The organism is Thermostichus lividus PCC 6715 (assembly GCF_002754935.1).
In the GTDB taxonomy this organism is placed as follows: domain Bacteria; phylum Cyanobacteriota; class Cyanobacteriia; order Thermosynechococcales; family Thermosynechococcaceae; genus Thermosynechococcus; species Thermosynechococcus lividus.
Genome location: NZ_CP018092.1, coordinates 702,303 through 728,868, shown reverse-complemented (window position 1 = coordinate 728,868; position 26,566 = coordinate 702,303). Strand labels below are relative to the sequence as shown.

Below are 26,566 nucleotides of genomic sequence, written 5' to 3'. Positions count from 1 at the left end.
TCAATCCGTTCTATCAAGACTTTTTTAAGATTACGCACCCTTGTTTGGAGCTACAATATAGAGCTTGGGATAGTCACATTGCCCCATGGAGAGATGGCAGAGTGGTCGAATGCGCTCGACTTGAAATCGAGTGTGGCAGTGATGTCACCGAGGGTTCGAATCCCTCTCTCTCCGTTACCTCAGCGTAGCTGCTGACACAATTGTTATGGCTAAAAAACCAGAGACTGAGTTGGCCAATTAAGCTAAAGATGGTTTCTAGTGTCGGAGGCACAGGCAATGAAGGTGGCGGTGTTTAGTGCCAAGTCCTACGATCGCCAATTTTTGGACGCAGCCAATGTAGCTCAACATCAACCCCACAGCTTTAGCTACTACGATGTCCTCTTAACTCCGCAAACGGCTTCACTGGCTCAAGGCAACGAGGCCGTCTGTGTATTTGTCAATGACGATGTTGGTGCGGCAACACTGCAACAACTGGCGGCCTTGGGGGTACGGCTAGTGACCTTGCGCTGCAATGGGTTTAATAATGTGGACTTGCGAGCAGCAGCAGACTTGGGGATTACTGTTACCCGGGTGAGTAACTATTCTCCCTATTCGGTGGCAGAGCATACGGTCGGGCTAATCTTAATGCTTAACCGTAAGCTGCACCGAGCCTACAACCGCGTTCGAGATGACAATTTTGCCTTGGATGGTCTGATGGGGTTTGATCTCCACGGCTGTACGGTGGGCATTATTGGCACGGGTAAAATTGGTCGCATTGTAGGGCAGATCATGGCTGGTTTTGGGTGTCGCCTCTACTGTTACGATCCTTACCCCAACGAAGCGTTGGCCGCGATCGCCACCTATACCTCCCTTGATACCTTACTCAGCGAAGCGGATATTATTACCCTACATTGTCCCCTGACTGACACCAACCAGCACCTGATCAACCACGACACCATTGCCCAGATGAAGCGCGGTGTCATGTTAATTAATACCAGTCGGGGCAAACTGGTGGACACCAAAGCTGTCATTGAAGGCATCAAATCGGGTCAGATTGGCTACGTTGGCATTGATGTTTACGAAGAAGAAGACTCCCTCTTTTTCCAAGATCTATCGGACACCATCATTCAAGACGACACGTTTCAACTATTGCAGTCCTTCCCTAACGTGGTGATTACGGCACACCAAGCCTTTTTTACCCGCAATGCTCTTGAGGATATTGCTGCCACAACCCTTGAAAATCTGAGTCATTTTGAGCAGCGGTTGCCCCTGATCCACGAGGTAACGTACAACCCAGACTTATGATGAACTCAAGACGCTGTCCCATGCCTTGACTGAGTACCCTATCATGCTGGTTCACTGTACCCGTCCCCATTGTCCCCGTCCACAAAATAATGTGCCTGAATTAGATCAGCCCAGCCAGCGACGCAGCAGAATTAATCAAAAATTTTGCACGGCCTGTGGGATGCCCTTGATTTTACGGGGACGCTACGTTGCGGAGCGGGTGCTCGGACGTGGTGGCTTTGGGGCGGCTTATCTGGCGCGGGATTTAGATACGCCAGGTTGGCGGCAGTGCGTTATTAAGCAGCTGCTGCCCAATGTGTCTGATCCGCAACAGTTGGTAAAGGCGCAGGAACTCTTTGAGCGCGAGGCCACGGTGCTGGAAGAGTTGGGTCAGCACGCTCAAATTCCAGACTTACTGGCATTTTTTGAAGAAGAGGTGCCCAAGCACGATGGGTCAGGGGTTGAGCAATATTTTTACCTTGTTCAAGAGTTTATTGATGGCGAAACCCTCGAAGACGAGTTATTGCAGCAGGGACGCTTTAGTGAGGAACAGGTGCGGCAAGTGCTGCGGGAGCTACTACCGGTGTTGCAGTACGTCCACGAGCGTGGCTCGATTCACCGGGATATTAAGCTCTCGAACATTATGCGTCAGCACCCCAGCAAAACAAAGTTCCCCGGTCAAGGGCGTCTTTACCTGTTGGATTTTGGGGCTGTGAAGCAGGTGTCGCAGTCAACCCCTGCTCCCCGCAGCACTGGCATTTATACTCCCCATTACGCTCCGCCGGAACAATCGCGGGGCGAACAGGTTTTCCCCAGTTCGGATCTGTACGCTTTGGCGGTCACCTGCATTGTTTTGCTAACGGGTAAAGCCCCCGATCAACTCTTTGATGCCTATAAAAATTGCTGGAATTGGCAGCCCTTTGCCCAGGTCAGTCCCCAGTTAAAAGCCGTGCTGGATCGGATGCTACAAGCGGCGCCTAGCGATCGCTATGCATCGGCGAAGGAGGTAGAAGCCGCTCTGAGGACGCCCATTCCCCCAACCCCTGCGCCTGCTGCGGCTCCGCCAAGCGCGTCCGCCGCCCCTATGAACCCACCCACCCTGACACCTCGCCCTAAGCCCGTCCAGCGGCGATCGCCCCGCCCTCCCTTACCAGCGCTGAAGATTCTGATGGCTGCGGGGTTTACTGGGTTTGAAATCACGGCAATCGGGCTAATGTTCTACAGCATGATGACGGCATGGGGGTTCCCCCTATCGGTGGGTGCAGGATGCATTGGGGCACTGTTTGCCCTGTTGGTGTTTTTGCAGTATCGGCGGATTGTCGAGCATTGGGAGCAGTTAATCATTGGTGGGATTACGGCGGCGGCGGTGTATTTTGTGCCGCTGTTGCAGGGGGGGATAGGGGCATTACCGGCACTGCTGGTGTGCCTTTTGGTGGGGTTGGTCTGCGTGGTTCTGGGGAATGTGTTTTTACTGGTTTATAGCATTGTTTCGCGGTTTGCTTAGGAGATGATCGTGCAGCTTACGTGGCTAGAGAGCAATACATGGCTATGGCAGTTGGGGCACACTCGTGTCTTAGTGGATCCTTGGTTGGTGGGGCGGCTTACCTTTGGCTCTACGCCATGGCTGTTTGCGGCAGAGCGTACCTTTCCCTGTGAAATGCCTGCGGGAGTTGAGTTGATTGTGCTGTCTCAGGGGTTGCCGGATCACTGCCATGTGCCAACGCTGCGCCAGTGCGATCGCCGGATTCCAGTCATTGGCTCAGCCAGTGCCGCCAAAATTGCCCAAGGATTAGGCTTTGAAACGGTGATTACCCTTGCGCCCCACGATACCTACTGCTGGCGAGATGTAACCATTCAGGCAACCAAAGGTGCCACGATTGGCCCGCTACAGCAGGAAAACGGCTACCTATTCCGCTGGGGCGATCGCACCTTGTATTATGAGCCTCATGGTTGTCACGACCCTTGGTTAAAAAGCTATGGAACGGTGGATGTGGTTATTACGCCCTTGCTGAGTGTACGCCTCCCCCTACTGGGGACTATTCTCAACGGTGGCGAGACTGCCCTTGAGTTAGCCCAATGGCTGCGTCCCCAGCAGATGATCGGCACTGCCACAAACGGATCCCTAATCCTGCGCGGAGTGTTGCCCTCCCTGCTTTCGGTAGCAGGCTCCCTTAGTGACCTCCAAGAGCAGTTTCAGACGGCTGGGCTGATGACACAACTCATTGAACCTGTCGCCTACAGACCCCTTGAGATTCGTTCCCTCGGTGTTGAGGCGTAATTATGCGGCGTTGGCTTCAGCCTTTGATTCTTTTTTGGCAGCAAGTTCTAATTTTTCTACAAGACAATCAACAGTTCCTCCAGTTCCTCAGCCAAATTGAGGGGATAGCCACCCGGGTGCTGGCCATTGGCATGTTGCTGGTCGTCGTTGTTGCCATTGTTGACCTAGGGCGAATTCTAACCATCGACTTGCTCACGCCGCCCTTGGGGCAGTTTAACCTGCAGTTGGTCAAGATTTTCGGATTGTTTCTCAATGTATTGGTTGCCCTAGAAATTCTCGAAAATATTACGGCCTACCTGAAAACCCATGTCTCCTCCCAGATTGTTGAGCTGGTGATTGTAACCTCCCTCATTGCCATCGCCCGGAAAATTATTATTCTGGACATTGACCAGCCAGAAACGGTGGCCAAGCTGCTGGGGTTGGCGATCGCCATTTTGGCGCTCTCCGCAAGTTACTGGATTGTGCGGCGGCTCAACTATCGGCGGCGCCCTTAGGGATAAATTTGTTGCCGGTACGCTTGGGCAACGGCAAGGTTGGCCTCCAACCCCGTCCAGTCTTCCTGCTCAATTTGCTGCAGCAAATGATCAAGCGTGGCACGGTAGTGGATGATGCAGTGGCGTAGGGCGGCACGGTTATACTCGGCCATCATCCGCCCCAACTCAGGGTTGCCCCCCCCAACCCGGCTAGTATCGCGAAAGCCAGAGCTAGCCAGCCGCTGTGAGAGGGTACGGATGGGTTCGTTGACTTCTTGGGCATTGGCCAACAGCAGCGCCGCACTCACCATCACGGGTAAATGGGAGATCCAAGCTACGGCGCGATCGTGATCTGCGGGGGTGGTGTAGAGGAGTTTTGCCCCAAGATCATTAATCACTTGGGCAACGCAATCAATCGCCTCACCATCAGTATGCAGGGTTGGGGTGAGAACGTAGGGAGCATTGGCAAACAACTGTGACTGCGCGGCCTCGATCCCTGCTGCTGCTGTTCCCGCCATGGGATGCCCCCCCACGTAACGAGGCCACAGCTTTTCTAGGGCAGGCACAATACTCTCCTTAACTGACCCGACATCCGTGAGCACCGTATCGTGGCTGAGGTGGGGCACAATCTCTAAGGCAACGCTGAGGATACTACCAATGGGAGGGCACAAAAACACCAGATCAAGGGCGCTGAGGACGGCAGGGTCCGTACTGCCCCAGTCAACAGCACCTTTGGCGATCGCCCGCTCATAGGTCTCAGCCCGCCGACTGACCCCAACAACGTAGTGCCCCTTGGCACGTAAATCTAGACCAAGGGAACCGCCAATTAAACCCAGACCCACAATGCCAATCCGCAGCATAGATCACCCGCTACTGTTGTTGCCCCTACTATCGTGACATTTGTTGCTGTTCTCAGGAACAGCAGCACTTTATAGGAGTGATGTGGGCGGGCTAAAACCCCTCCGCTTTAGCGAGGGGATACAGCCAACTCAGGGGGCTTTAGCCCCTAGTAAGGTCAATTACTCTTGCCCTGAGCTTCAATGTAGCGCTGAATTGTTTCGCTGCTAACATTGCCAGCCGTTGAGACAAAGTAACTGGATGTCCACATGGACGGCAGTTTCATTAATGGATTAGGGAATTCCTGTCTGAGGAACCGTGCAGTTCGCCCCTTAATTCGATGCATTGCGGCTTTTCTGGTAGTCCATAGTTTACCTGTTTGTCTATCTGTGCTACGCTGTAGACAATTGTTGCATAAACTCACCATGTTTGGATGTCAGCAAGTTTTGCTCAACCCCAATAACGAACTTAAGGGGGTGATGGAATTTGTCTGCTCTGAGGCAAACAAGCTAACCAATCAGGGCATCTACTATGCTCGTCAACTGCACTTTAAGACCGGGCAGTGGATTGGCAAGCATAGCCTGAGTTACGAATACAAGACCAGTAAGCACTTCCAAGCTCTTTACTCCCAGGCTGCACAGCAAACCTTGATTTCGGTCTACGAGTCGTTTAAGTCCTACCGAACATTGTTGAAACTGTGGCAAGGTGGAGAACTGGCAGAGAAACCTAGGATGCCAAATTACCGCAAGAAGGGAGGGTTGGCAGTAGTCAGCTATCCCAAACAAGCGCTGAAGTTGGTTGATGGGATGATCCGGGTTCCGCTGGGGCAGTTAGTGAAAGTGTGGTTTCAGATTGATTCGTTCACTGTCCCCATGCCCTCCAATCTCAAATTTGAGGACATCAAGGAACTGCGGATTCTGCCGCGCAACGGGTGTTTCTACACTGAGTTTGTCTATCGTCTGAACCCCGTTCAGATTGATGTAGACCCGATGCGGGTGCTGGGCATCGATTCGGGATTAAACAACTGGCTCACCTGCGTCAGCAATGTAGAAACCAGCTTCATAGTGGATGGACTGCACCTGAAATCGTTGAACCGCTGGTACAACAAGCAAATTGCCAAGCTGAAAGAAGGTAAGCCTCAAGGCTTTTGGTCAAAGCGACTGGCACAACTCACTGAGAAGCGCAATCGGCAGATACGTGATGCAGTGAACAAAGCGGCTAGGATTGTGATTGACCATTGCACCCGTAACCGGATTGGTCGGATTGTATTTGGCTGGAACCCGCGGCAAAAGGACGGTTCCAACCTGGGCAAGAAGACCAATCAGAAGTTTGTGCAGATCCCAACTGCGAGACTGAAAGAGCGGATTGCTCAGTTAGCGGAGCAGTACGGGATAGAGTTTGTTGAAACTGAGGAGTCGTATACCTCTCAAGCATCGTTTGTGGATGGTGACTTTTTGCCGACATTCGGTGAAAAACCTGATAGCTGGAAGTCATCGGGGAAGCGGACGAAGCGAGGTTTGTTCAGGACTGCTCAGAATTGGTACATCAACGCGGATTGTAATGGCGCTGCCAACATCCTGCGTAAAGTAGCGACGATGCTTGGATTGAGTCTGAGCGGAGTTGGTAGGGGGTCTTTGACTGCCCCCACCCGCATTAAGTTGTGGGTGACAGCTCAAGGGAAAAGCGAAGCAACGCGGCTTCAGCCCGTTGCGTAGCATCCTTTGGGAATCCCCTCTCTTTCAAGGAGGAGAGAAGTCAATCACGTTTATTCACGGTTGCGGCGCGCTGCCACCATCACCATCCCTATGCAGATAAAGCAAAGAGAGCGAGCATTACCCCGACCGCTTTTTTGGTAATAATAAAAGCACATCAAGGTTACGAGGTTTCCTATGCCAGTGGATACAGTGCTAACCATTTTGCCGGGGATGACGGTGCAAGTCACCAATCCTAACGATACCTACTACCAGTTCCAAGGCATTGTCCAGCGGGTCACCGATGGCAAAGCTGCCGTGCTTTTTGAGGGGGGGAACTGGGATAAGTTAGTGACCTTTCGCTTAGCAGAGTTAACACCTGTGACGGTGCAAAAAGGGAAAAAGTAGCCCATGCCACGGCGATCGCCCACCCCAACACTGGCTCCCTTTGCCGAGGTGGTGCAAACAGCAACGGATCACGTTATTGCCCAGTGCTATCAACCACCCACGCTCGATTTTGCACAAGTCCCCGCTCTGGGCAGTTGGGTCTGGATTCCGGAGGGCGATCGCCACATTTACGGCGTGGTGGCCTACGCCGTGACGGCTCCCATTGACACCATTCATCGTGCCACCGCCCTAGGGCTATCCTTAGAGCAACTCCGCCAAGAGCAGCCCCACATTTTTGCCATGCTAAAAACGGAGGTCACCATCGGTATTGTGGGTTTTCAGGAGCACGCGCGTAGCTATCCTCACTTGCCGCCACAGCCACCGCAAATGCACCAACAGGTCTATACCTGTGACCCAAGTGTAGTGCTTGCGTTTAGCGAACAGTTAACGTTTTTGCGCACCCTGCTCACCCTTAACTATGGGCCAGGGGATGCCCTCATTGCCGCTACTCTGCGGCACCTTTACCAGTTACGGGGGGGCGATCGCCCATGGCTCGTACAAGCGGCGCAACTGTTGAGTCGGCTCCTCAAGGATGACTACGATCGCCTGCGGGGGATTCTCGAACAGGTGTATCTTTAGGGGATACACTGCGCAAACACAATGTCTGCACCAACCCTTCTACTCATTGACGGTCACTCCCTTGCCTTTCGTGCCTACTATGCCTTTAGTAAAGGTCGTGATGGTGGCTTGCGCACCTCCACAGGCATCCCCACCAGTGTCTGTTTTGGCTTCTTGAAGACCCTGCTAGAGATTCTCGAGCAGCAGCCCTCCGAGCACGTGGCGATCGCCTTTGACTTGGCAGAACCCACCTTTCGCCATGGGGTGGATGAAAATTACAAGGCAGGCCGTGCCGAAACCCCCGAAGAGTTTATTGTTGATGTTGAGAACTTACAGGCTCTACTGAGGGCACTGCGTCTTCCCCTCCTCACCTGTGCGGGGTATGAAGCGGATGATGTCATTGGTACGGTGGCGCATCGGTTGCGGCAGCAGGGGTGGCGAGTCACCATTGTCAGTGGCGATCGCGACCTCTTTCAACTGATAGATCGCGATGGCCTCGTGCAGGTCATGTACCTCAGTACGCACCAAGGCAGTAAAGCACGCCCCGAGCTGTTTGATGCTGTTAAAGTGCAGCAGAAAATGGGGGTCTGGCCGGAGCAAATTGTGGACTACAAAGCCCTCTGTGGGGATACCTCCGATCGCATTCCCGGCATTAAGGGAATTGGCCCCAAAACTGCCGTGCAACTCCTGAGCCAGTATCCAACCCTAGAGGCTATCTATGCGCACCTCAGCGAGATTAAACCCGCCAGCCTAAAGGCCAAGTTAACCACAGGCGAGGCAGACGCACGGCACTCCCAAACGTTGGCGCAAATTGTCCTTGATGTGCCACTCACCTTAGACCTCAACCACCTCCGCCTCAGCCCCTTTGACTGGCCTGCCTTGGATCACCTCTTAAACCGCTTGGAGTTTCGCGCTCTGCGGATGCAATTGCAAGACTTGCACCTGCGCTTGGGGGGCACCCTTGCCGAGATGGAACTAGCGCCTGACGAGCCTGAGCAAACATGGTTTTTCAGTGCCGAGGAGACCCCTGCGCCTTTGCAGGTACAGTTAATCGAGACCCCCGAACAGTTGAGCGCCCTGATCAACACCCTCGAAGCCTGCACGGATACCGCACATCCGGTAGCGTGGGATACGGAAACCACCGGCCTGAGTCCGCGCGATGCAACGCTAGTGGGGATTGGCTGCTGCTGGGGTGCCGCTGCGGATCAGGTGGCCTACTTGCCCTTAGGCCACAAAGCGGGTACGAACCTCCCCTTGGCCGAGACCCTAGAGGCGCTCAGGCCAATTCTGGAGAACGATCGCTACCCAAAGGTGTTGCAAAATGCCAAATTCGATCGTCTGGTGCTGCGCTTCCAAGGGATTCAGCTCCAAGGCGTTGTCTTTGATACCATGCTGGCCAGCTACGTCCTCAATCCTGAAGCCAGCCATAACCTCAAGGACATTTGCCAGCGCTACCTACCCATTCAATCCCAACGCTATCGATCGCTCGTCGGTAAAGATCAGACCCTTGCGGATCTGAGTCCAGCGGCAGTGGCTCAGTACTGTGGCTTGGATGTGTACGCCACCTACCTGCTCAAAGATAAACTAGAGGCGGATCTCACCCCGCGCCTACGGCAACTACTGCTAGAGGTGGAGCTCCCCCTAGAGCCGATCTTAGCGGAGATGGAAGCCACAGGGATCCGCATTGACAGCGACTACCTACGGCATCTCTCCCAGGACATTGACGCGCAACTGAATACCATTCAGCAGCAAGCATGGGAGCTGGTAGGGACACCCTTTAACTTGGCCTCCCCTAAGCAGTTAAGTGAGCTACTGTTTGGCACCCTAGGGTTAGACACCAAAAAGACCCATAAAACTAAACTGGGATACTCCACCGATGCTGCCACCCTAGAAAAGCTGCAAGGCGATCATCCAATCATTGATCTGGTGTTGGCGTACCGCACCTTAGCGAAACTGAAATCCACCTATGTCGATGTCTTACCCACCCTAGTGCGACCAGACACCGGTCGGGTGCACACAGACTTTAACCAAGCCGTCACGGCCACGGGTCGCCTCTCCTCCTCCAATCCTAACCTGCAAAATATTCCCATCCGCACCGAGTTTAGTCGCCAAATTCGCAAAGCCTTTGTGCCAGAGCCGGGGAACCTGATGGTGGCGGCGGACTATTCACAGATTGAGTTGCGGATCCTTGCCCACCTCAGCCAAGAGCCAGAACTCGTGGGTGCCTATCAGCGGGGAGAGGATGTGCACCGCTTAACCGCTCAGTTTTTGCTAGAAAAGACGGAGATTACCGCCAGCGATCGCCGCCTCGGCAAAATTATTAACTTTGGCATCATCTACGGCATGGGTGCCCAGCGCTTTGCCCGCGAAGCGGGGGTGAGTGTGGCGGATGCTAAGGCGTTCATCCAGCGCTTTTATGAACGCTATCCCGGTGTCTTTGGCTATCTGCGGCAGATGGAGCGGCTGGCGCTCAGCCAAGGCTATGTAGAAACTATCCTAGGCCGTCGCCGCTATTTTCAGTTCGAGAGTCAGGAACTCCAGCAGTTGCGCGGCACCTCGCCAGAGGAGATAGCCACCCTTGACACCAGTCAACTAAACATGACGAACTATGAGCGGGGATTGCTGCGAGCCGCTGCCAATGCCCCCATTCAAGGCTCCAGTGCCGACATTATTAAGTGTGCCATGGTTAAACTGGCGCCCCTGCTCAAGAGCCAGCAGGCGCAGTTACTCCTGCAAGTTCACGACGAATTGGTGCTGGAAATGCCGCCAAGGGCTTGGGAGCAGCTACAGGTGCAAATTCCGCAAATCATGACAACCGTGGTTCCCCTGAGTGTACCTCTCCAGGTGGACATCTACGCCGCAGCAAACTGGCTGGAGGCCAAATAGGGAATCCTTCTAGACTACAAAATCACCGGGAATCTCCACTATACTAGCGAAGAATCCTAGTCTCCTACGGAAAATTACAATGAGTACTGTTGATGTTATCAAGCTCTCGGGTATTTTGGGTGGCTCTCAAGCGCAGGAACTCCGACAAGCTGTGAGTGAGCAGGCGCAGGCGGGGGTTCAAGTCCTCCTGCTTGACTGTAGCAATGTTACGTTTGTTGATAGCTCTGGCTTAGGTGCCCTTGTGGTTGCCCTGAAAACCTTGCGAGCAGCAGGGGGGCAGCTTTACCTCTGTGGTATTCCCAAGCAGATGATGATGCTCTTTGAACTGACCAGCATGGATAAGGTATTTCACATTCTCAAAGATGAGGAGGAGTTTAATACCCGCATTCGCCCTCAGTACGAGGGCGGCTGATGCACCCATGGCCGTAGCATCAAACAGCAGTGGTCTGTAGGGGGAATGACTCGTCTTGGTCGTTAGTTTCAAGGAAGATTTCCTTGGCCGGTTCATCGTAACTAAACAGTTCCGCATAGCGTCCCCAGTCAATGGCAGTGTTGAGTTGGCGATCGGCTTCTTGGGGGGTGAAGTGGCGCTCCAGAATATCTAGCACCAAACTTTCGGGAATGCGGTGGTTTTGCTTAGCGGTCAGGAAGTTGTGAATCTGCTGTACTAAACGAATGGACTTGAGCAATTGCTGGCGGATAATGAGTTTGCGCTGATCAATGTCTCCTTGAATAAAGGCATGGCCAATCGGCGTGACGGCAATGTCACCTTCCTTCAGTTCAACCAACTCCATCATCTGGGCTGCTTCAACAATGGGCAGAATGTCGTCCAGTTCTAGTTGCAGTTCCTGGGCAATGCGGTAAAGGTCTTCTTTGCGGTTCTCTAGTAGCTCTAGCAAACCCGCAATCGAGCCAATACGAACGTGGGGCAGCAGTGGATAGCGCGGTTCTTGGCTAGGGGTTGCGGCAACGGGCTTGGGTTCAAGTGCCTCTAGTTCGTCTAGGTGGGGGTTGGTGAGAATTTTGTAGATGCGATCCACAATGGCTTGGAATCCGGGATGTTTGCGATCGCGGTAGTGGGGCAACGTCATCGGAAAATCTGCCCGCACCCGCCCTGGATTGCTGCCTAAAACAATAATACGATCCGCTAGAATCACGGCTTCTTCAATATTGTGGGTGACAATGAGAATACTCTGGGTGGGAATTTTGTGCTCTAGCCACAGATCCAGCAGTTCAAAGCGCAGGTTTTCGGCGGTTAGTACATCCAAGGCCGAGAAGGGTTCGTCCATGCACAGCAATTCTGGCTCTACTGCCAAGGCACGGGCAAAGCCGACCCGCTGTCGCATTCCCCCAGAGAGTTCTTTGGGGTAGGCGTTTTCAAAACCCATCTAAGCCGATAATGTCAATCATTCGCAGGGCTTTGCGGCGGCGCGATCGCGGGCCTTCTCCCAAGGCTTTCAGCCCCAGTTCCACGTTTTCAAGTACCGTCAGCCAAGGATAGAGGGCAGAACTCTGAAACACGATGGCGGCGCCAGGGTTTAGACCCTGCATTGGTTCTTCGCGATAGAAGACCTGACCGGAGGTGGGTGTAATGAGTCCGGTAATAATGCGCATCAGCGTTGACTTACCGGAACCAGACGGGCCAAGCAGTGCCACAATTTCACCGGTGCGCAGCTCAAGGTTAATGTTTTCCATGATGCTAATAACTTGGCCATTGGGCTGACGGTAGGCTTTACCGACATCCAGTAACCGGACAAGCGACTCACCTTTGGTTTTGGTTTGCATAGTCCTGCATCCTTTGGCACTTCAACCGTTAACCTACCATGGTGGCTCAATCTTGGGGAGGCTCTGCCGTGGGGATTTTAGATGTGGCAATTCTGATCCTTGATACGGGTGCTCGTGAGAGGGTGGGGAGTGTGCCACAATTTGGGGTAAGTACCTATAATTATGAAGAAATTTATGCTGTGCTGCTGCTGGAGCTGACCCCATGGATGAACTAAGGGCTGCGCTCGAATTAGCCACTGAGGAGGAGTTACAAGACCTAACGGAAATTTTGTTCCGACGGCGGCTGAACCCCCTTGACTACCTCAATACTCCCGACCCCATTGCAGTACAGGCGCAGGATCGTCAGGCATGGCTGGATCACATTGAAGCCCGCTTCCGCTTCTTGGCAGCAGATGGGCTAACAGTGCTTACGGGCAAGACGCAGCAAATTAGCTATCGTCAAACGTTGATGCGGGTTTGTCGCTACCTAAACATTAAGTTCTCTCCGAGTTGGACGGTCTCTGAATTAGAAATTGAGATTTTCTTGGGCTTATTGCAGCGGATGTGGGCAAAGCTGCCAACTCGCGATCGCAACGTCCTCGCCGATCAAATTCAAGCGTCGCTTCCCGAGCTACGCCATGGCCATCCTATTTCTCTAGAAACAGTTCGGCTGATTCTTGAGGGGGGGGCCGCCATTGCGCTTACGCCAGTCATGCGTACTCTTGTGGTGCAGCAGGTGGTTCGCCAGTGTGTCCTCCAGCTTGCAGGGCGGAAGTTGCCCATGACCCCCCTTGTGACCCAAAGTGTAGCTGCCGGAGCAGCGAAGTTTGCCCTTGGCCGCAGTATGTTGGCCTTTGTGGGAACGGCGCTATGGGTTTGGTTTGTGGCGGATCTGGGCTGGCGGGCGATCGCCACCAACTATAGTCGCATTATTCCTACAATTTTTGCCATTGCCCAAATTCGGCTCCTCCGGGGGCATAACGAAACTCAATGGGCGATCGCCTAGGACTGGCAACGAGACATCCGTCATCCCTTGAAAATCCAGGGTGCTGGAGTTGAACCAGCCTATGGCGAATTATGAGTTCGCTGCCTCATCCGCTCGGCCAACCCTGGCTGTTTCCCAGCTTAGTCTGGGGGGTGGCTGCTGTCTAGCCTAGGGGGGAACCCCTCCTCAAAGGCTGGAAGGATTGAGATCCGTAGGGGACTTAACGGGCACCTCTGCTGGAGGATGGAAGCCATTAGTGGTCGTCTCTTTCAGCCGCTGATGGTGCTGGTGAATTAACTGAATGGTACGGGTCACATCCGCCGGTAAAATGACCACTAATGCCCCTTGGGGGGCGCGATCGAGGGCAAATTGAATCGCAGCAACTTCATCGTGAATGATCTCGTACTGGCGGCGAACACTGTGGTGGTGCAGACCGCGCTCAATCCAGTTTGCTGCATCTCCACGAGGCCGACCGCGGGTGTCATCGTCTTCTTTGATAATGATCCAGTCAAAGATTTTGGCGGATAATTCCCCCAGTTGCTCGAGGTCTTGATCGCGGCGATCGCCGGGGCCACCCACCACGCCAATCCGTTGACCCGGCCACTTTTGCACAAACTCGCCCACCGCTTCGTACCCCGCAGGGTTATGGGCATAGTCCACCAAAACGCTAAACGCCCCTAGGTCAAAAAGGTTCATCCGTCCGGGGGTTTGCTCCACAGAAGTGCGGAAGGTGGTCAAGGCCGCGCGAATATGCTCGATACTAATCCCTTGGGCAAATGCCGCTAAACTGGCGGCAAGGGCATTGGCAATCATAAAGTTTGCCCGACCACCGAGGGTAATGGGCACATTTTCCGCCTGTTCAATGCGTAGGGTCCAATCCCCTTTCAAAATCGAAAGATAGCCATTTTCATAGACTGCGGCTAACCCCCCCTGCTGAATGTGCTGTTTAATCACGGGGTTATGGGGTTCCATGGAAAAATAGGCCACCTGAGCTTTGACTTGGCGTGCCATACCAGCCACCAGGGGATCATCGGCATTGAGAACCGCATAGCCATTGGGCCACGCCGACTCCACCACTACTGCTTTTAAGTCTGCCAACTGCTCCACCGTATCAATGTCGCCAATGCCAAGGTGATCCGCCTGAACATTGAGCACCACGCCAACATCGCAGTGGTCAAACCCCAGCCCAGAGCGTAAAATGCCGCCCCGCGCTGTTTCCAGGACAGCCACCTCCACGGTTGGATCTTGGAGAATGAGCTGTGCGCTTTGGGGACCGGTGGTATCTCCCTTTTCCACTAAGTAATCGCCAATGTAGATGCCATCGGTGGTGGTGTAGCCAACAGTCTGGCCGGTTTGCTTGCAAATGTGGGCAATTAGACGGGTGGTGGTGGTTTTGCCGTTGGTGCCGGTAATGGCAAAGATGGGAATGCGGCAGGAGGTTCCCGGCGGAAAGAGCATATTCAATACCGGCTCCGCCACGTTGCGGGCAATCCCTTGGCTGGGGTTAGTGTGCATCCGAAACCCAGGAGCGGCATTCACTTCAACAATGACACCACCCACCTCTGGCAGCGGGCGGGAAATATCGGGCGTGACCACATCAATCCCAGCAATATCTAAACCAATAATCCGAGCGGCACGCTGGCAAATCCAAACATTTTGGGGGTGAATTTCATCGGTGCGATCCACGGCAATTCCGCCGGTACTCAGATTGGCGGTCGCGCGTAAATAGCACACCTCCCCAGCTGGCAGCACTGTATTTAAGCTATACCCCTGTTTTTCGAGGAGGCTCCAAGTATCGTGATTGATTTCAATGCGGGTGAGGATATTATCGTGACCATCCCCCCGCTGTGGATCGCTATTGGTGCGCTCAATGAGTTCTTCAATGGTGGAGCGACCATCGCCAATGACGTGGGCAGGCACGCGCTCCGCCACGGCTACGACTTTGCCGTTGACGACCAGCACCCGGAAGTCGCGCCCCGGATGGTAGCGCTCAACAATGACGGATTTAGAAACACTACTGGCAATTTCAAAGGCTTGTTCGGCCTGAGCAGCAGAGTTGATGTCGATGGTGATGCCGCGACCATGATTGCCATCAAGGGGTTTCATGACAATGGGGTAGCCACCAATGTCGGCGATCGCCTCGGGTAGGTCTTCAACATAACGGACAACGGTACCCTTGGGAACGGGGATTCCCGCATCCCGCAGGAGACGCTTTGCCCCTTCTTTGTCCCCGGCGAGTTCAACGGCCAGAATACTGCTGCGATCGCTCAGGGTAGCCTGCATCCGGTGGCTTTTGGCACCATAGCCCAATTGAATCAGAGAGCGGCTACTGAGTTCAAACCATGGAATATTACGTGCCTCGGCTTCACGGACAATGGCCTCGGTACTTGGGCCTAGGGAGGCACTGGCCTTGAAGTCCCGTAAATCTGCTAAGTCTTGATCCAGTTCCCGCTGGGGGTAGGTACCTGTGTCAATAATGCTCTGACACAGGCGCACCGCTGCCCGACCTGCATAGCGTCCGGCTTCTTCGTTTTGATATTCAAAGACAACTTGATAAATTCCTGCAGTTGCGGTTTCCCGGGTACGGCCAAAGCCAACGGGCATCCCCGCCAGTTCCTGAAGCTCAAGGGCAACATGCTCGACCACATGGCCAAGGTAGGTGCCTTCCCGCAACCGTGTCAAAAAACCACCTTCGTGGCCAAGGGAACAAAAGTGATTGTAGAGACTTGGTAACACCCGCACCAACCCATCCACAAACCCCGGAATTTGGTTGGAGGGTGTATTGGCCACCTCTTCTAAATCCAAACGCATCACAATGAGCTTATGGCGACGAATGCTCCAATAGTTTGGCCCTCGCAGCGTTTGTAGTTTGAGAATTTTCATAAGTAGGGTGGTTTTAAGGAGACTGTACCACTTTTAGTCTTGAGGTCGATGACGCATTAAACTGTATTGCAGGCAACAATTTTCTGAAAAATCCTAATTTAGGGGTGGCAGCACACACTTGTGTTGGACTTGGTGGGTATGTAGGTTGTAGCAGTCGCCATCGCTGAGGATGTGCAGACGCAGGTTATAGATACTCAGCGGCTCTGTCACATCGACGTGGGCATAGTTCGTGTAGCTGACATCCCGCGGATCAACAATCGTCACCGAGCCACGGCCAAGGACGCGCAGTGTGCCATCCGCTTCAAACATGGCACAGGTATCTTCATCCACGCCAACGCCCAGTTTATCGGGATGGGCGGAAATCGCACTAATGAGCCGCGCAAGGCGATTGCGGTTGTGGAAGTGCTGATCTACCAGTACATCGGGGAGAAAGCCAAGGCCGGTTGCTAAATCTACTAGGGATCGATTGGGTGCTTCGTTGCTGCCGCCGCTGGCAATCATGCATTCCCCCATGACTGCTGCGCCGGCACTGGTGCCACCAAGCACTGATTTGCCCTCCCATACTTGATGCCGCAGTTGATAGACCAACGGGGTCTCGTCCAAGAGAGCCGACAGCCGCAGCTGATCGCCCCCCGACATAAAAATGCCACTACAGCGGCTCATGCGGGCTAAGAGGTCTTCGTTTTCAGCATCGGCGCGATCGCCCACTAGGAGGATTTCTACATCGCGCACGCCGATTTCCCGGAAAATATCGTGGTACAGCCGCCCCATGGCATCGGGTTCCCGGGAGGCCGAGGGAATAACGCCAATCACGGCATCCAGCCCGCCGGAGCGTTGACAAAATGTGGTTAGAATCTGCCGCCCTCGGACTTTATCCTCCGCACCACCGATCGCCATCACCAAACCTTTACGGCCTGCACTTGGGGGAGCAACTTTGGAAATCGGGTCTAATTGCAACATAGGACTACGGTTCATTCAAGCTTCAATCGGCAGAGCAAGGGCAAATCAGCCGCAGGGCGATCGCTCAACGCTGAGATCATTACTGGATTGATCCCACAGGAAGAGGAGTTCTATACAGCATAATGCCAGATTGGGAAGAATTTTTAAGTTTTGGTAAATGCTTCCAATTTTATTCACAAATAGTAAAAGCTTGTTGCGACCATTGGCCGGCAATGGGGTTGCTATAATACGCCTGATGTAACGTTTTTTTAACTTTCGAGGCATCCCATGGGGCACGCTACCGGCCACATTCGCATCCGTGGCGCGCGGCAGCACAACCTGAAAAACATTGATCTTGACCTCCCCCGCGATCGCCTGATTGTGATTACTGGCGTTTCTGGCTCTGGTAAATCCTCCTTAGCCTTTGACACAATTTTTGCTGAAGGACAGCGCCGCTACGTTGAATCTTTGAGTGCCTACGCCCGTCAGTTTTTAGGGCAACTGGACAAACCGGACGTGGATGCTATTGAGGGGTTGAGTCCAGCGATTTCCATCGACCAAAAGTCCACCTCCCACAATCCCCGCTCAACGGTGGGCACCGTCACCGAAATTTACGACTATTTGCGCCTGCTCTATGGCCGGGCTGGGGAGCCGCACTGCCCCCATTGCGATCGCCCCATTCGCCCGCAAACGGTGGATGAAATGGTGGATCATGTGATGCAGCTTGCCCCACAAACCCGCTTTCAGGTGCTTGCCCCCATTGTCAAGGGTAAAAAAGGCACCCACAAAAAGCTGCTCTCTAGCCTAGCCAGCGAAGGGTTTGTGCGTGTCCGCATTGACGGTGAGGTGCGCGACCTCAGTGATGCCATCGAGCTAGATAAAAACCACAACCACACCATTGACATTGTGGTGGATCGGCTCGTGTGCAAGCCGGGGATTGAAGAGCGCCTCGCGGATGCGTTGCGAATTGCCCTAAAGCACGCCAATGGTACCGCAATGGTGAGTGTGGTGCCGCCATCCCCTAGCGAGGCTCAAGCAGCGTCCCTGATGTTTTCTGAGAATTTTGCCTGCCCTGAGCATGGGGCAGTGATGGATGAGCTATCCCCCCGGCTGTTTTCCTTTAACTCCCCCTACGGCGCGTGTCCTGAGTGTCATGGCTTAGGCTATCTGCGCAAATTCAGCCCTGAACTCATTGTGCCAAACCCCGATTTACCCGTTTACGCAGCGATCGCCCCGTGGGCAGACAAAGACCACAACTATTACTTTGCCATTCTGTGCGGCATTGCCGATGCCTTTGGCTTTGACATCAACACCCCATGGCACAAACTCACGGAGTTACAGCGTGAGATTATTCTCTACGGCACCGATGTGCCAATTTTAGTACCTGCCGACTCCCGCTACCGCCCTCGCGACTACTACCGCCAGTTCCAAGGGGTGATCCCTATCCTAGAGCGGCACTACCGCGAAAGTACCTCCGAAGCCTACAAGCAAAAACTAGAGCAGTATCTGGTCAACCAAGTCTGTGCTGCCTGTGGGGGACAGCGCCTCAAGCCGGCTGCCTTGGCGGTGCGCCTTGGCCAGTATCGCCTAACCTCCCTCACCAGTGTATCGATTCGTGAGTGTTTAGCGCGGATTCAGTCCCTTGAATTAACGGCTCGCCAACGGCAAATTGCCGACCTAGCCCTGCGGGAAATTACGGCTCGCCTACAGTTCTTGATGGATGTGGGGCTAGATTACCTCACCCTAGATCGCAGTGCTGCCACCCTCTCCGGCGGCGAAGCCCAACGCATTCGGTTGGCAACTCAAATTGGCTCCGGCTTAACGGGTGTGCTCTACGTCCTCGATGAACCCAGTATTGGTCTGCATCAGCGGGATAATGAACGCCTCCTGCAAACCCTGCTGCGGCTGCGGGACTTGGGCAATACCCTCATTGTGGTGGAGCACGATGAAGAAACCATGCGAGCCGCGGATTACATTGTGGATATTGGCCCAGGCGCCGGTATCCACGGTGGCCAAGTGGTGGCTCAAGGCAGTATCGAGACTATTCTTGAGCATCCTGACTCCTTAACGGGTGCCTACCTTGCGGGACGCAAACGCATTGAAACTCCCCCTCAACGGCGACAGGGCAGCGGCCAATCCCTGATCCTAAAAAACGTCAGCCGCAATAACCTCAAGCACATCACAGTGGAGATCCCCCTAGGAATGTTGGTATGCCTGACGGGGGTCTCCGGTTCCGGGAAATCCACCCTCATGCACGAGGTGCTCTATCCTGCCTTGCAACACCATTTGGGGCAGACTGTACCCATGCCCCAAGGAGTCGAGAGCATCCATGGCTTAAACGCCATCGATAAAGTGATTGTGATTGATCAGTCCCCCATTGGGCGCACACCGCGTTCTAATCCTGCCACCTACATTGGGGTGTTTGATATTATCCGCGAGGTGTTTAGCCAAACGGTTGAGGCCAAGGCACGGGGCTATAAACCGGGGCAGTTTTCCTTTAACGTCAAGGGGGGCGCTGCGAAGCCTGTGGCGGCCAAGGGGTCAACGTCATTGAAATGAACTTTTTACCGGATGTTTACGTACAGTGCGAGGTCTGCAAAGGGACGCGCTACAATCGCGATACCCTACAGGTCAAGTACAAAGGCTGCTCCATTGCCGATGTGCTGGATATGACGGCGGAGACGGCTCTAGCCTTTTTTGAGAATATTCCCAAAGCCGTGAGTAAATTGCAAACCTTGGTGGATGTGGGCTTGGGCTACGTGAAGTTGGGTCAAACCGCCCCTACTCTTTCTGGCGGTGAGGCACAGCGGGTGAAACTGGCAGCGGAACTCTCGCGCCGCGCCACCGGTAAAACCCTCTACCTCATTGACGAGCCAACAACTGGGCTGTCCTTTTACGATGTTCATAAACTCCTTGACGTGCTGCAGCGGCTGGTAGATAAAGGGAATTCCATTTTGGTGATTGAGCACAATCTTGACGTGATCCGCTGTGCGGACTGGATCATTGATCTAGGGCCTGAGGGGGGCGATCGCGGCGGTGAGGTCATTGCTGTGGGAACCCCCGAAGCGGTTGCTGCTGTGGCTCACTCCTATACGGGGCAATATTTAGCTCCCCTGCTACCCCCACCAACCTTAGATTAAGCAGCAAACGTCAGCCCCTTGCCGTCGTGACGTGCTAGGGCTAGTCGCTGTTACTAGGGTTTACAGCCAATTGCACCCTCAAAGATGTTGGAGTGGCGCAGGTTAGTGTCCCTTTTGGTCAATATATATACATACCAGATAGCCATGGCGGCTCCCTGATGTCGTCGGTATCGCCGCAGCGCGATCAGTACAGTTGCAATTCTGTAAACAAAGTGTTAACTTATATTAAGAAGAAGAAACACTTTGTAACAAACGGAGTTCCAACATGAAAAGCGGTAGCATCATTGACGATCAAGGCAAAATGAACAACTTTGCCATCGAACCCAAAATGTATGTGATGAGTGAGCCACAGTCTGGCTTTACTCCCTACGCAGAATTGTTCAACGGTCGCTTAGCAATGATTGGCTTTGTCTCGCTGTTGGCTCTAGAAGTCATCACTGGTCATGGCCTCATCGGCTTTTTGAACAGCCTGTAAGGACGTTCACCGTATCTCTCTTAGCATGGAATGCAATGCCTGCCCCTAGGGGGTGGGCTTTTTTGCGGCTTATTGTCAGTTTTTTGTATGTGTTGGTCATTCCTAACACTAGTACGTTTGGCGGCAGCAGATCCGCTATAGTGACGGGGGAGAATTGCCGCATCAATTTCAGGATTAAAGACTATGGGTCGTGCAAAAAAAGTTGTTTTAGCCTACTCCGGTGGGGTAGATACCTCTGTGTGTATCCCCTACCTCAAGGAGGAGTGGGGGGTACAGGAGGTGATTACCCTTGCTGCGGATTTGGGGCAAGGGGATGAGCTAGAACCCATTCGCCAAAAAGCCCTTGACTCTGGTGCCAGTGAATCTCTGGTCGTCGATGCCAAAGCGGCGTTCATCCGCGACTATGCCTTTCCAGCGATTCAGGCCAATGCCCTCTACGAAAATCGCTATCCCCTCTCAACAGCCTTGGCGCGGCCTCTGATTGCCAAGCTCTTGGTAGATGCTGCGGCGGAGTATGGTGCGGATGCGGTTGCCCACGGCTGCACAGGCAAGGGGAACGACCAAGTACGCTTTGATGTGGCGATCGCCGCGTTGAACCCCAACCTAAAGGTGCTAGCGCCGGCGCGGGAGTGGGGGATGAGCCGCGAAGAAACTATTGCCTATGGTGAGCGGTTTGGCATTCCTGCTCCGGTCAAGAAATCTTCCCCCTACAGCATCGACCGCAATTTGCTCGGGCGAAGTATCGAGGCGGGGCCGCTCGAAGATCCATGGAATGAACCCCTAGAAGAGATTTACTTAATGACCCGTGCGGTGGAGGACACCCCCAACTCGCCTGAGTATGTGGAGATTGGCTTTGAGCAAGGGATTCCTGTGAGCCTTGACGGTCAGCGCCTAGAGCCAGTTGAGCTGGTTAGCCAACTCAATGAGCGGGTGGGTCGCCATGGCGTGGGTCGCATCGACATGATCGAAAACCGTCTTGTGGGCATTAAGTCCCGCGAAATCTATGAGGCTCCGGCCTTGCTGGTACTCATTGATGCGCACCGGGATCTTGAAAGCCTGACCCTGACTGCCGATGTCACCCAGTACAAGCGTGGCGTTGAAGATACCTACAGCCGCTTGGTCTATAACGGCCTGTGGTATAGCCCCCTCAAGGCAGCTCTGGATGCCTTTATTGCCCAAACCCAAGCTCGCGTTAGCGGTACAGTACGGGTTAAACTCTTTAAGGGAACTGCCAAGGTAGTGGGTCGGCGCTCCTCTGTTTCGCTTTATGCCCCAGACTTAGCGACCTATGGGGCTGAGGATCAGTTTGATCACAAAGCAGCGGAAGGATTTATTTATGTGTGGGGCTTGCCAACGCGAGTGTGGGCTGAGAAACTGCGCCAAGGCTAGCGCGGCTCTTCGACAATACACCACTCGTGGAGTTCGTAGTGAACGCACTGATGTTGCACCAAGGGATCTGCTTCGACGATGGCTTTGGCGGCAGCTAACGAGCTGGCCTCAAACAGCATCATCCCCCCGCCTCGCTCCGCCCAGTACCCCGTTCGTGCTTGATGGCCTGCGGCAATTAACTTACGGACATAGGCACAATGAGCCGGAACATGCTGGTCAAAGGTCTGCTTATCAACGATGCCGCGCTCAATTTTCACAAACCATGGCATTGACGCCCTACTCCTGTGGATTCAGCCTCACGACCTAGAATAGCTATAGTGAGCCGCTGTGTCACCCGCCTAGTCCGTTGTGTCCTAATCAGAACCTGCCATGAGTAAAGCTATCACCCTCGAAACGCTCTTAAGTGAATTTGCCCGCGGGGTTCGCAATTTTCGCGGTGTCAATTTGGCGGGCAGCTCGTTTCCGTTGGTGCAACTTAGTCATGTGGACTTGGCTGGGGCAAATCTCCAAGGCATTAACTGGAGTGGTGCCGATTTAATTAAGGCTAATTTAGCCAATGCGAATTTACGGGGAGCTAACCTCATTGGTGCAGACCTCAGTGGGGCTAACTTGACGGATGCCGATCTGCAAGAAGCTATCCTCAGTGGGGCGGTGTTGGTGGGGGCTTACCTGTCGCGGGCGAACCTCCGCCAAGCGGTGCTCAGTGGGGCGGTGCTGAAAGGGGCAGTGCTCCACGATACTAATTTACAAGGGGCCAATGTTGTTGGGGCTGATTTCTCGGCAGCGGATTTAACCGGGGCGATCGCCCTGCGCAAAGAGTTAGAGGAAGCCAAGCTCAGTGGTGCAACGTTGCCCAATGGGGAGGTTATCTTTGATGACAGTGACGCTGAAGAACTACCGCACCCACCCCTGACGGCTGCCGCTGATCCCATTGCTGCGCCGTCGGATACCACGATGCTAGAGTGGACCAATGAACAGGTGGTGGAATTGCTGCTTCAGCCCCAGCCGCTGCGTCCCCATACCTATCAAAGCGCTGACCTCAAGATCATCAACCTCGGCAACAATTGCTATCAACTGCGCACGGTTACGGAGCAGGCGATCGCCATTCTGGATGCCACAATCGCTTCACAACCACGGATAACCCTATTGGTTGATGCGCCCTTTGCGGATTTAGTGGCCAGCGTCCTCAAAGCCCATTCATTTTTGCCCATTCAGTACTGCGAACAGCCGGTGCCAGCGTGGGAGTACTGCCATGTCGCGACTCCAGCAGGTGCAAACGTTCAACAGGGCACTGCCCGCCAACTGTGGAAAACATGGTGGCTGATGCTGAAGGCGGCTCCCCCAGGGTCGCAGCCCAATCTACAACTTTTAGTAGAGACGCAATGGCAGCCCATTCACGATATTGCTTTTGCCCCCTTAGCCATCGGGGGGTTGATCATTAAAACCGCCGCTGGCGATCGCCACTATGGTGCCGATACGATGCTACTTTGGCTAGAGTTACCGGAAGCAGCGGTCGTTGCTGCCCCCCAAGATCCGGTGCCAGGGACGAGGCCATGGCAAGGAATTCTCAGTGTTGAAAATGGTTGCCTGATCATTCAAACGGCAGCAGGGGCGATCGCCGTTCGTGGTGACAATCTAGCGGTGACCCTTGCAGGGCAGCCCATTGATATAGAACAACTCTAATGCTTGAAATCCAGCCCTTTGATTTTAGCCGCTGGCCCATTGCGGTCAGTGATTTGCCGCTAGACACCTACCTTGTGGGGGGAGCAGTGCGAGATGCGCTGTTGGGGCGCACTACCCTTTACCCCGATCTCGACTTTATTGTGCCAAACCAGTCCCTTGAGCTGGCTGCTACCCTTGCCCAGCGTTACCAAGCGGGCTTTGTGGTCTTAGATCGCCAACGACAGATTGGCCGGGTTGTTTTTAAGAATATGACGGTGGATATTGCCCAGCAGCAGGGCGACACCCTCCTCACCGACTTGCGCGATCGCGACTTCCGCCTCAATGCCATCGCCTACGATATTCATCACCATCACATTGTTGATCCGTTGGGTGGGTTATTAGACCTACAACGACGCCAGATTCACTACGTTAGCCCGGACAACTTGGCGGCGGATCCCTTGCGCCTTGTGCGCGCCTATCGCCAAGCCGCACAGTTGCAGTTCACCATTACTTCAGACACCCGCCGGGTCATCCAAACTTTGGCACCGCGCCTTCGCACTGTTGCCCCAGAGCGGGTGCGTGTTGAACTCAGTTATTTGCTGAGTATGGTTGAAAGTGCGGCCAGCATTACCTTAGCCTTTCGTGATGGGGTTTTAGGGGTGTGGTTGCCCTCTGTCACCGAAGAGAGTATGACCCATTACCATGCCTTAGAAACCACCTTAGCAAACTTCCCCTTTCCAGCTCTGTGGCCAAGTTTAACTACATCCATTGCCACCACCGCGGCTCCGGGCGAACCCCAGCGGCGTACCCTTGCTGCCCTAGCCAAGCTCACCTGCTTAGTGCATCCAGACCCCCAGCAGGCGGAGACACAACTGTTTGCCCTTACCTACACCGCTAATGAAATTAAAGTTGTTAAAGTCCTATGTCGCTTGCTGCAAGACTGGTTGACGCCACTCCAGCAGCCCCTCAATCGGGAACAGTCCTTCTATCTTTTTCGAGCTGCACAGGATTTTTTTCCAGCCTTTGTTGCGCTGGCACTGAGTCGCACTATCCCCAAAGCTCACCTCATCCCCTTAGTAAGGGCATGGCTCGATCCTACTAATACGGTGGCTCACCCCCCTCAGCTTGTGCGGGGTGCTGACCTAGTGCAACAGTTTCAATTGCGCCAAGGTCCAGAGATTGGCCGGATTTTGAAGGCGATCGAGGCAGCTCAAGCCCGTGGCGAGATTGGCGATCGCGCCAGCGCCCTTGCCTTTGTGGATCGGTTGTTACGCCAGCCTGCGAAACCCAAATAGCATTTTCATTGTTTCCACTCGATTTCCATTTGTTTTCCATTTGATCGCCTTCCCCATAAAGAGGAAGGAACAAAGGAGGAATCATGTCCGGGTTTAGACAATTCTTGAAGTTTCCATTTGATCGCCTTCCCCATAAAGAGGAAGGAGGAAAATCCAACAACAGCTCGTTATCCGTGTTCCGACTAGGTTTCCATTTGATCGCCTTCCCCATAAAGAGGAAGGTCAAAATCAAATCTGTAGGGACAATATCCCTACATGAGTTGTTTCCATTTGATCGCCTTCCCCATAAAGAGGAAGGAACGAGGATGGCTCCCGCCATTCAGCACGAGGTAAAATTTTAAGTTTCCATTTGATCGCCTTCCCCATAAAGAGGAAGGTTGAAATGGCGGCCTCAACTGGTACTTTGCCCCCAACTAGGTTTCCATTTGATCGCCTTCCCCATAAAGAGGAAGGGGTACGATCTGGAGTAACCGCCGCTGATGGGATTCTTAAGTTTCCATTTGATCGCCTTCCCCATAAAGAGGAAGGTACTGGTGCCCTGTTTCCACAGGATGTCCTGACCATAGGAGAGGGTTTCCATTTGATCGCCTTCCCCATAAAGAGGAAGGATCCCCATCACATACAGCCCCCCTTCAACTGGTTCTTGTTTCCATTTGATCGCCTTCCCCATAAAGAGGAAGGGGTACCTCTATACTAGCCGCTCCCTGAGCGAACTGCAACCCCCTATTCCGAGGGATCCCCTTTGCAGGTAAGCAATGTTTTTTATACGACATAGCACAAAATCCTCAAAGCCGCTTCCTGAGCGATTCCGAGGGATCTAACGCATCAATGGGGGTTCGAGGCTCTGGGGTCGATCCCTCGGCAGAATAGGGGGGGGAGAGTGTTGCCACAACGTGTTGGAGCACCTGCTCAGGGGAGCCTAGTCCCTGTACAGAGCCGTTCAAGTAAAGGACATAGTCGCAGGTGGCTTTGATCCGCTCAAGGTTGTGGGACACTTGCAAAATTGTCCAGCCCTCTTCTTCTTTGAGTTCTGTCAGCAGATCATAAAACTGTTGTTCGGCATGGTGGTCTAGGCCAGCGGGGGCTTCGTCCAAAATTAATAGGCGACGGGGCTGCACAAGGCAATAGGCGAGTAATGCCCGTTTGGTTTCTCCTCCCGACAGAGCACTCATGGGCTGTGTGGCTAAGTGGTTGAGGTGCAACCGCCGCAGGCTATGGGCAATGGCGCGTTGGCGATCGCGCCGATGGTGCCATGGCCACTGCCATGTTTGACAGTCCCAGCCCAGCCCAACAAATTCCGCTACCGTAATGGGAATGCGGCGATCGCACTGAAAACTTTGTGGTAAGTAGGCCACCTGCTGGCGGACATAGGGCAGCAAGCGCCGATAGCTCATGCCATAGCCCAATACTGTGACCCGACCAGCTTGGTAAGGAATAATTCCCAACAGAGCTTGAATTAGACTCGTTTTCCCCGCACCATTGGGACCAACAATTGCCATGTTTGTATGGGCTGGCAACCTAAAAGAAATATTTTCGACCACGCGGCGATCGCCCCGCCACACCGAAAGATTCTCTACTTCAAGAAGGTATTCGTCCACCAT

At 53.7% G+C, this 26,566-nt stretch carries 20 protein-coding genes, 2 tRNA genes, 3 pseudogenes and 1 CRISPR repeat array; of the genes and pseudogenes, 17 read left to right on the top strand and 8 right to left on the bottom strand.

Features of this window, described 5'->3' with window-relative positions; all coding sequences use genetic code 11:
- The first annotated feature begins 87 nt into the window (after nucleotides 1-87).
- The 5 genes from BRW62_RS03680 (at nucleotide 88) to BRW62_RS03660 (ending at nucleotide 4,035) form a co-directional block, all read left to right on the top strand.
- Nucleotides 88-174, top strand: a tRNA-Ser gene (locus BRW62_RS03680).
- Nucleotides 175-276: 102 nt separating this feature from the next.
- Nucleotides 277-1,284 carry a 2-hydroxyacid dehydrogenase gene (locus BRW62_RS03675; RefSeq protein WP_099798323.1) on the top strand — a complete coding sequence of 336 codons (1,008 nt, stop codon included), beginning with the start codon at nucleotides 277-279 and terminating at the stop codon, nucleotides 1,282-1,284.
- A gap of 43 nt (nucleotides 1,285-1,327) precedes the next feature.
- Nucleotides 1,328-2,767 (top strand): serine/threonine-protein kinase, encoded by a 1,440-nt coding sequence (locus tag BRW62_RS03670; protein WP_099798322.1) that lies wholly within the window; start codon nucleotides 1,328-1,330, stop codon nucleotides 2,765-2,767.
- A 9-nt stretch (nucleotides 2,768-2,776) separates the two neighbouring features.
- A complete protein-coding gene (locus BRW62_RS03665) occupies nucleotides 2,777-3,541 on the top strand; it encodes an MBL fold metallo-hydrolase (RefSeq protein WP_099799815.1) in 765 nt (254 codons plus the stop codon).
- Between the two features lie 2 nt (nucleotides 3,542-3,543).
- Nucleotides 3,544-4,035 carry a phosphate-starvation-inducible PsiE family protein gene (locus BRW62_RS03660; RefSeq protein ID WP_099798321.1) on the top strand — a complete coding sequence of 164 codons (492 nt, stop codon included), beginning with the start codon at nucleotides 3,544-3,546 and terminating at the stop codon, nucleotides 4,033-4,035.
- Here BRW62_RS03660 and BRW62_RS03655 read toward each other — a convergent pair.
- Entirely contained in the window at nucleotides 4,032-4,874 is an 843-nt protein-coding gene (locus BRW62_RS03655; protein WP_099798320.1) for a prephenate/arogenate dehydrogenase, read from the bottom strand. The two genes, BRW62_RS03660 and BRW62_RS03655, sit on opposite strands and share 4 nt — an antisense overlap.
- Nucleotides 4,875-5,029: 155 nt before the next feature.
- A pseudogene (locus BRW62_RS03650) lies at nucleotides 5,030-5,197 on the bottom strand (IS200/IS605 family transposase); the annotation flags it as partial.
- A 79-nt stretch (nucleotides 5,198-5,276) separates the two neighbouring features.
- On the opposite strand from BRW62_RS03650, the gene BRW62_RS03645 reads away from it, so the two are divergent.
- The 5 genes from BRW62_RS03645 to BRW62_RS03625 all read left to right on the top strand — a co-directional run bounded on the left by BRW62_RS03645 (nucleotide 5,277) and on the right by BRW62_RS03625 (nucleotide 10,845).
- Nucleotides 5,277-6,566 carry an RNA-guided endonuclease InsQ/TnpB family protein gene (locus tag BRW62_RS03645; protein WP_099798319.1) on the top strand — a complete coding sequence of 430 codons (1,290 nt, stop codon included), beginning with the start codon at nucleotides 5,277-5,279 and terminating at the stop codon, nucleotides 6,564-6,566.
- A 174-nt stretch (nucleotides 6,567-6,740) separates the two neighbouring features.
- Nucleotides 6,741-6,950: an NAD(P)H dehydrogenase subunit NdhS gene (locus tag BRW62_RS03640; RefSeq protein ID WP_099798318.1), complete on the top strand. Its 210-nt coding sequence runs from the start codon at nucleotides 6,741-6,743 to the stop codon at nucleotides 6,948-6,950.
- Between the two features lie 3 nt (nucleotides 6,951-6,953).
- On the top strand, nucleotides 6,954-7,568 hold the full coding sequence (locus BRW62_RS03635) for an HAS-barrel domain-containing protein (RefSeq protein ID WP_099798317.1): 615 nt from the start codon (nucleotides 6,954-6,956) through the stop codon (nucleotides 7,566-7,568).
- 21 nt (nucleotides 7,569-7,589) lie between these two features.
- A complete protein-coding gene (gene polA, locus BRW62_RS03630; RefSeq protein WP_099798316.1) occupies nucleotides 7,590-10,433 on the top strand; it encodes a DNA polymerase I in 2,844 nt (947 codons plus the stop codon).
- A gap of 79 nt (nucleotides 10,434-10,512) precedes the next feature.
- A complete protein-coding gene (locus BRW62_RS03625) occupies nucleotides 10,513-10,845 on the top strand; it encodes an STAS domain-containing protein (protein WP_099798315.1) in 333 nt (110 codons plus the stop codon).
- A 19-nt stretch (nucleotides 10,846-10,864) separates the two neighbouring features.
- On the opposite strand, the pseudogene BRW62_RS13755 reads toward BRW62_RS03625, so the two are convergent.
- Nucleotides 10,865-12,218 (bottom strand): annotated as a pseudogene (locus BRW62_RS13755) (ABC transporter ATP-binding protein).
- 38 nt (nucleotides 12,219-12,256) lie between these two features.
- Between BRW62_RS13755 and BRW62_RS13025 the strand changes: the two are divergent.
- Both BRW62_RS13025 and BRW62_RS03610 read left to right on the top strand, forming a co-directional pair.
- Nucleotides 12,257-12,433, top strand: coding sequence for a hypothetical protein (locus BRW62_RS13025; RefSeq protein WP_157768324.1), 177 nt, complete (start codon nucleotides 12,257-12,259; stop codon nucleotides 12,431-12,433).
- Nucleotides 12,421-13,203: a YaaW family protein gene (locus BRW62_RS03610; RefSeq protein ID WP_099798312.1), complete on the top strand. Its 783-nt coding sequence runs from the start codon at nucleotides 12,421-12,423 to the stop codon at nucleotides 13,201-13,203. The genes BRW62_RS13025 and BRW62_RS03610 overlap by 13 nt, the downstream gene beginning before the upstream one ends.
- Nucleotides 13,204-13,237: 34 nt before the next feature.
- Here BRW62_RS03610 and BRW62_RS03605 read toward each other — a convergent pair.
- From BRW62_RS03605 to BRW62_RS03595, 3 genes are all read right to left on the bottom strand, one after another.
- Nucleotides 13,238-13,310 (bottom strand) — tRNA-Ile (locus BRW62_RS03605).
- Between the two features lie 58 nt (nucleotides 13,311-13,368).
- Nucleotides 13,369-16,065 (bottom strand): cyanophycin synthetase, encoded by a 2,697-nt coding sequence (cphA, locus tag BRW62_RS03600; RefSeq protein ID WP_099798311.1) that lies wholly within the window; start codon nucleotides 16,063-16,065, stop codon nucleotides 13,369-13,371.
- Nucleotides 16,066-16,158: 93 nt separating this feature from the next.
- The gene (locus BRW62_RS03595) at nucleotides 16,159-17,025 is read right to left on the bottom strand and encodes a cyanophycinase (protein WP_099798310.1); all 867 of its coding nucleotides are present in this window, start codon (nucleotides 17,023-17,025) and stop codon (nucleotides 16,159-16,161) included.
- Nucleotides 17,026-17,292: 267 nt separating this feature from the next.
- Here BRW62_RS03595 and uvrA point away from each other — a divergent pair.
- From uvrA to BRW62_RS03580, 3 genes and pseudogenes are all read left to right on the top strand, one after another.
- A pseudogene (gene uvrA, locus BRW62_RS03590) lies at nucleotides 17,293-20,144 on the top strand (excinuclease ABC subunit UvrA).
- 265 nt (nucleotides 20,145-20,409) lie between these two features.
- On the top strand, nucleotides 20,410-20,619 hold the full coding sequence (locus tag BRW62_RS03585; protein WP_099798309.1) for a chlorophyll a/b-binding protein: 210 nt from the start codon (nucleotides 20,410-20,412) through the stop codon (nucleotides 20,617-20,619).
- Between the two features lie 183 nt (nucleotides 20,620-20,802).
- The gene (locus tag BRW62_RS03580) at nucleotides 20,803-22,008 is read left to right on the top strand and encodes an argininosuccinate synthase (RefSeq protein WP_099798308.1); all 1,206 of its coding nucleotides are present in this window, start codon (nucleotides 20,803-20,805) and stop codon (nucleotides 22,006-22,008) included.
- Here the strand turns inward: BRW62_RS03580 and BRW62_RS03575 are convergent.
- A complete protein-coding gene (locus BRW62_RS03575; protein ID WP_099798307.1) occupies nucleotides 22,005-22,277 on the bottom strand; it encodes a YciI family protein in 273 nt (90 codons plus the stop codon). The genes BRW62_RS03580 and BRW62_RS03575 overlap by 4 nt on opposite strands.
- Before the next feature lie 100 nt (nucleotides 22,278-22,377).
- Here BRW62_RS03575 and BRW62_RS03570 point away from each other — a divergent pair, with 100 nt between their 5' ends.
- Together BRW62_RS03570 and BRW62_RS03565 are read left to right on the top strand one after the other, a co-directional pair.
- A complete protein-coding gene (locus BRW62_RS03570) occupies nucleotides 22,378-23,691 on the top strand; it encodes a pentapeptide repeat-containing protein (protein WP_099798306.1) in 1,314 nt (437 codons plus the stop codon).
- Nucleotides 23,691-24,965 (top strand): tRNA nucleotidyltransferase/poly(A) polymerase family protein, encoded by a 1,275-nt coding sequence (locus tag BRW62_RS03565; RefSeq protein WP_099798305.1) that lies wholly within the window; start codon nucleotides 23,691-23,693, stop codon nucleotides 24,963-24,965. The genes BRW62_RS03570 and BRW62_RS03565 overlap by 1 nt, the downstream gene beginning before the upstream one ends.
- A 32-nt stretch (nucleotides 24,966-24,997) precedes the next feature.
- Nucleotides 24,998-25,646: a CRISPR direct-repeat array (repeat unit 36 nt; unit sequence GTTTCCATTTGATCGCCTTCCCCATAAAGAGGAAGG).
- A 104-nt stretch (nucleotides 25,647-25,750) separates the two neighbouring features.
- Here the strand turns inward: BRW62_RS03565 and BRW62_RS03560 are convergent.
- Nucleotides 25,751-26,566, bottom strand: a complete 816-nt coding sequence (locus BRW62_RS03560) for a metal ABC transporter ATP-binding protein (RefSeq protein ID WP_099798304.1) — start codon at nucleotides 26,564-26,566, stop codon at nucleotides 25,751-25,753.

Coding starts and splice junctions, on each gene's coding strand:
- BRW62_RS03560 (WP_099798304.1), bottom strand. CDS start 26,566: ATGGTGGACGAATACCTTCTTGAAGTAGAGAATCTTTCGGTGTGGCGG.
- BRW62_RS03675 (WP_099798323.1), top strand. CDS start 277: ATGAAGGTGGCGGTGTTTAGTGCCAAGTCCTACGATCGCCAATTTTTG.
- BRW62_RS03625 (WP_099798315.1), top strand. CDS start 10,513: ATGAGTACTGTTGATGTTATCAAGCTCTCGGGTATTTTGGGTGGCTCT.
- BRW62_RS03585 (WP_099798309.1), top strand. CDS start 20,410: ATGAAAAGCGGTAGCATCATTGACGATCAAGGCAAAATGAACAACTTT.
- BRW62_RS03640 (WP_099798318.1), top strand. CDS start 6,741: ATGCCAGTGGATACAGTGCTAACCATTTTGCCGGGGATGACGGTGCAA.
- BRW62_RS03645 (WP_099798319.1), top strand. CDS start 5,277: ATGTTTGGATGTCAGCAAGTTTTGCTCAACCCCAATAACGAACTTAAG.
- cphA (WP_099798311.1), bottom strand. CDS start 16,065: ATGAAAATTCTCAAACTACAAACGCTGCGAGGGCCAAACTATTGGAGC.
- BRW62_RS03610 (WP_099798312.1), top strand. CDS start 12,421: ATGGATGAACTAAGGGCTGCGCTCGAATTAGCCACTGAGGAGGAGTTA.
- BRW62_RS03635 (WP_099798317.1), top strand. CDS start 6,954: ATGCCACGGCGATCGCCCACCCCAACACTGGCTCCCTTTGCCGAGGTG.
- BRW62_RS03670 (WP_099798322.1), top strand. CDS start 1,328: ATGCTGGTTCACTGTACCCGTCCCCATTGTCCCCGTCCACAAAATAAT.
- BRW62_RS03660 (WP_099798321.1), top strand. CDS start 3,544: ATGCGGCGTTGGCTTCAGCCTTTGATTCTTTTTTGGCAGCAAGTTCTA.
- BRW62_RS03580 (WP_099798308.1), top strand. CDS start 20,803: ATGGGTCGTGCAAAAAAAGTTGTTTTAGCCTACTCCGGTGGGGTAGAT.
- BRW62_RS03655 (WP_099798320.1), bottom strand. CDS start 4,874: ATGCTGCGGATTGGCATTGTGGGTCTGGGTTTAATTGGCGGTTCCCTT.
- BRW62_RS03570 (WP_099798306.1), top strand. CDS start 22,378: ATGAGTAAAGCTATCACCCTCGAAACGCTCTTAAGTGAATTTGCCCGC.
- BRW62_RS03575 (WP_099798307.1), bottom strand. CDS start 22,277: ATGCCATGGTTTGTGAAAATTGAGCGCGGCATCGTTGATAAGCAGACC.
- polA (WP_099798316.1), top strand. CDS start 7,590: ATGTCTGCACCAACCCTTCTACTCATTGACGGTCACTCCCTTGCCTTT.
- BRW62_RS03565 (WP_099798305.1), top strand. CDS start 23,691: ATGCTTGAAATCCAGCCCTTTGATTTTAGCCGCTGGCCCATTGCGGTC.
- BRW62_RS03595 (WP_099798310.1), bottom strand. CDS start 17,025: ATGTTGCAATTAGACCCGATTTCCAAAGTTGCTCCCCCAAGTGCAGGC.
- BRW62_RS13025 (WP_157768324.1), top strand. CDS start 12,257: ATGGTGGCTCAATCTTGGGGAGGCTCTGCCGTGGGGATTTTAGATGTG.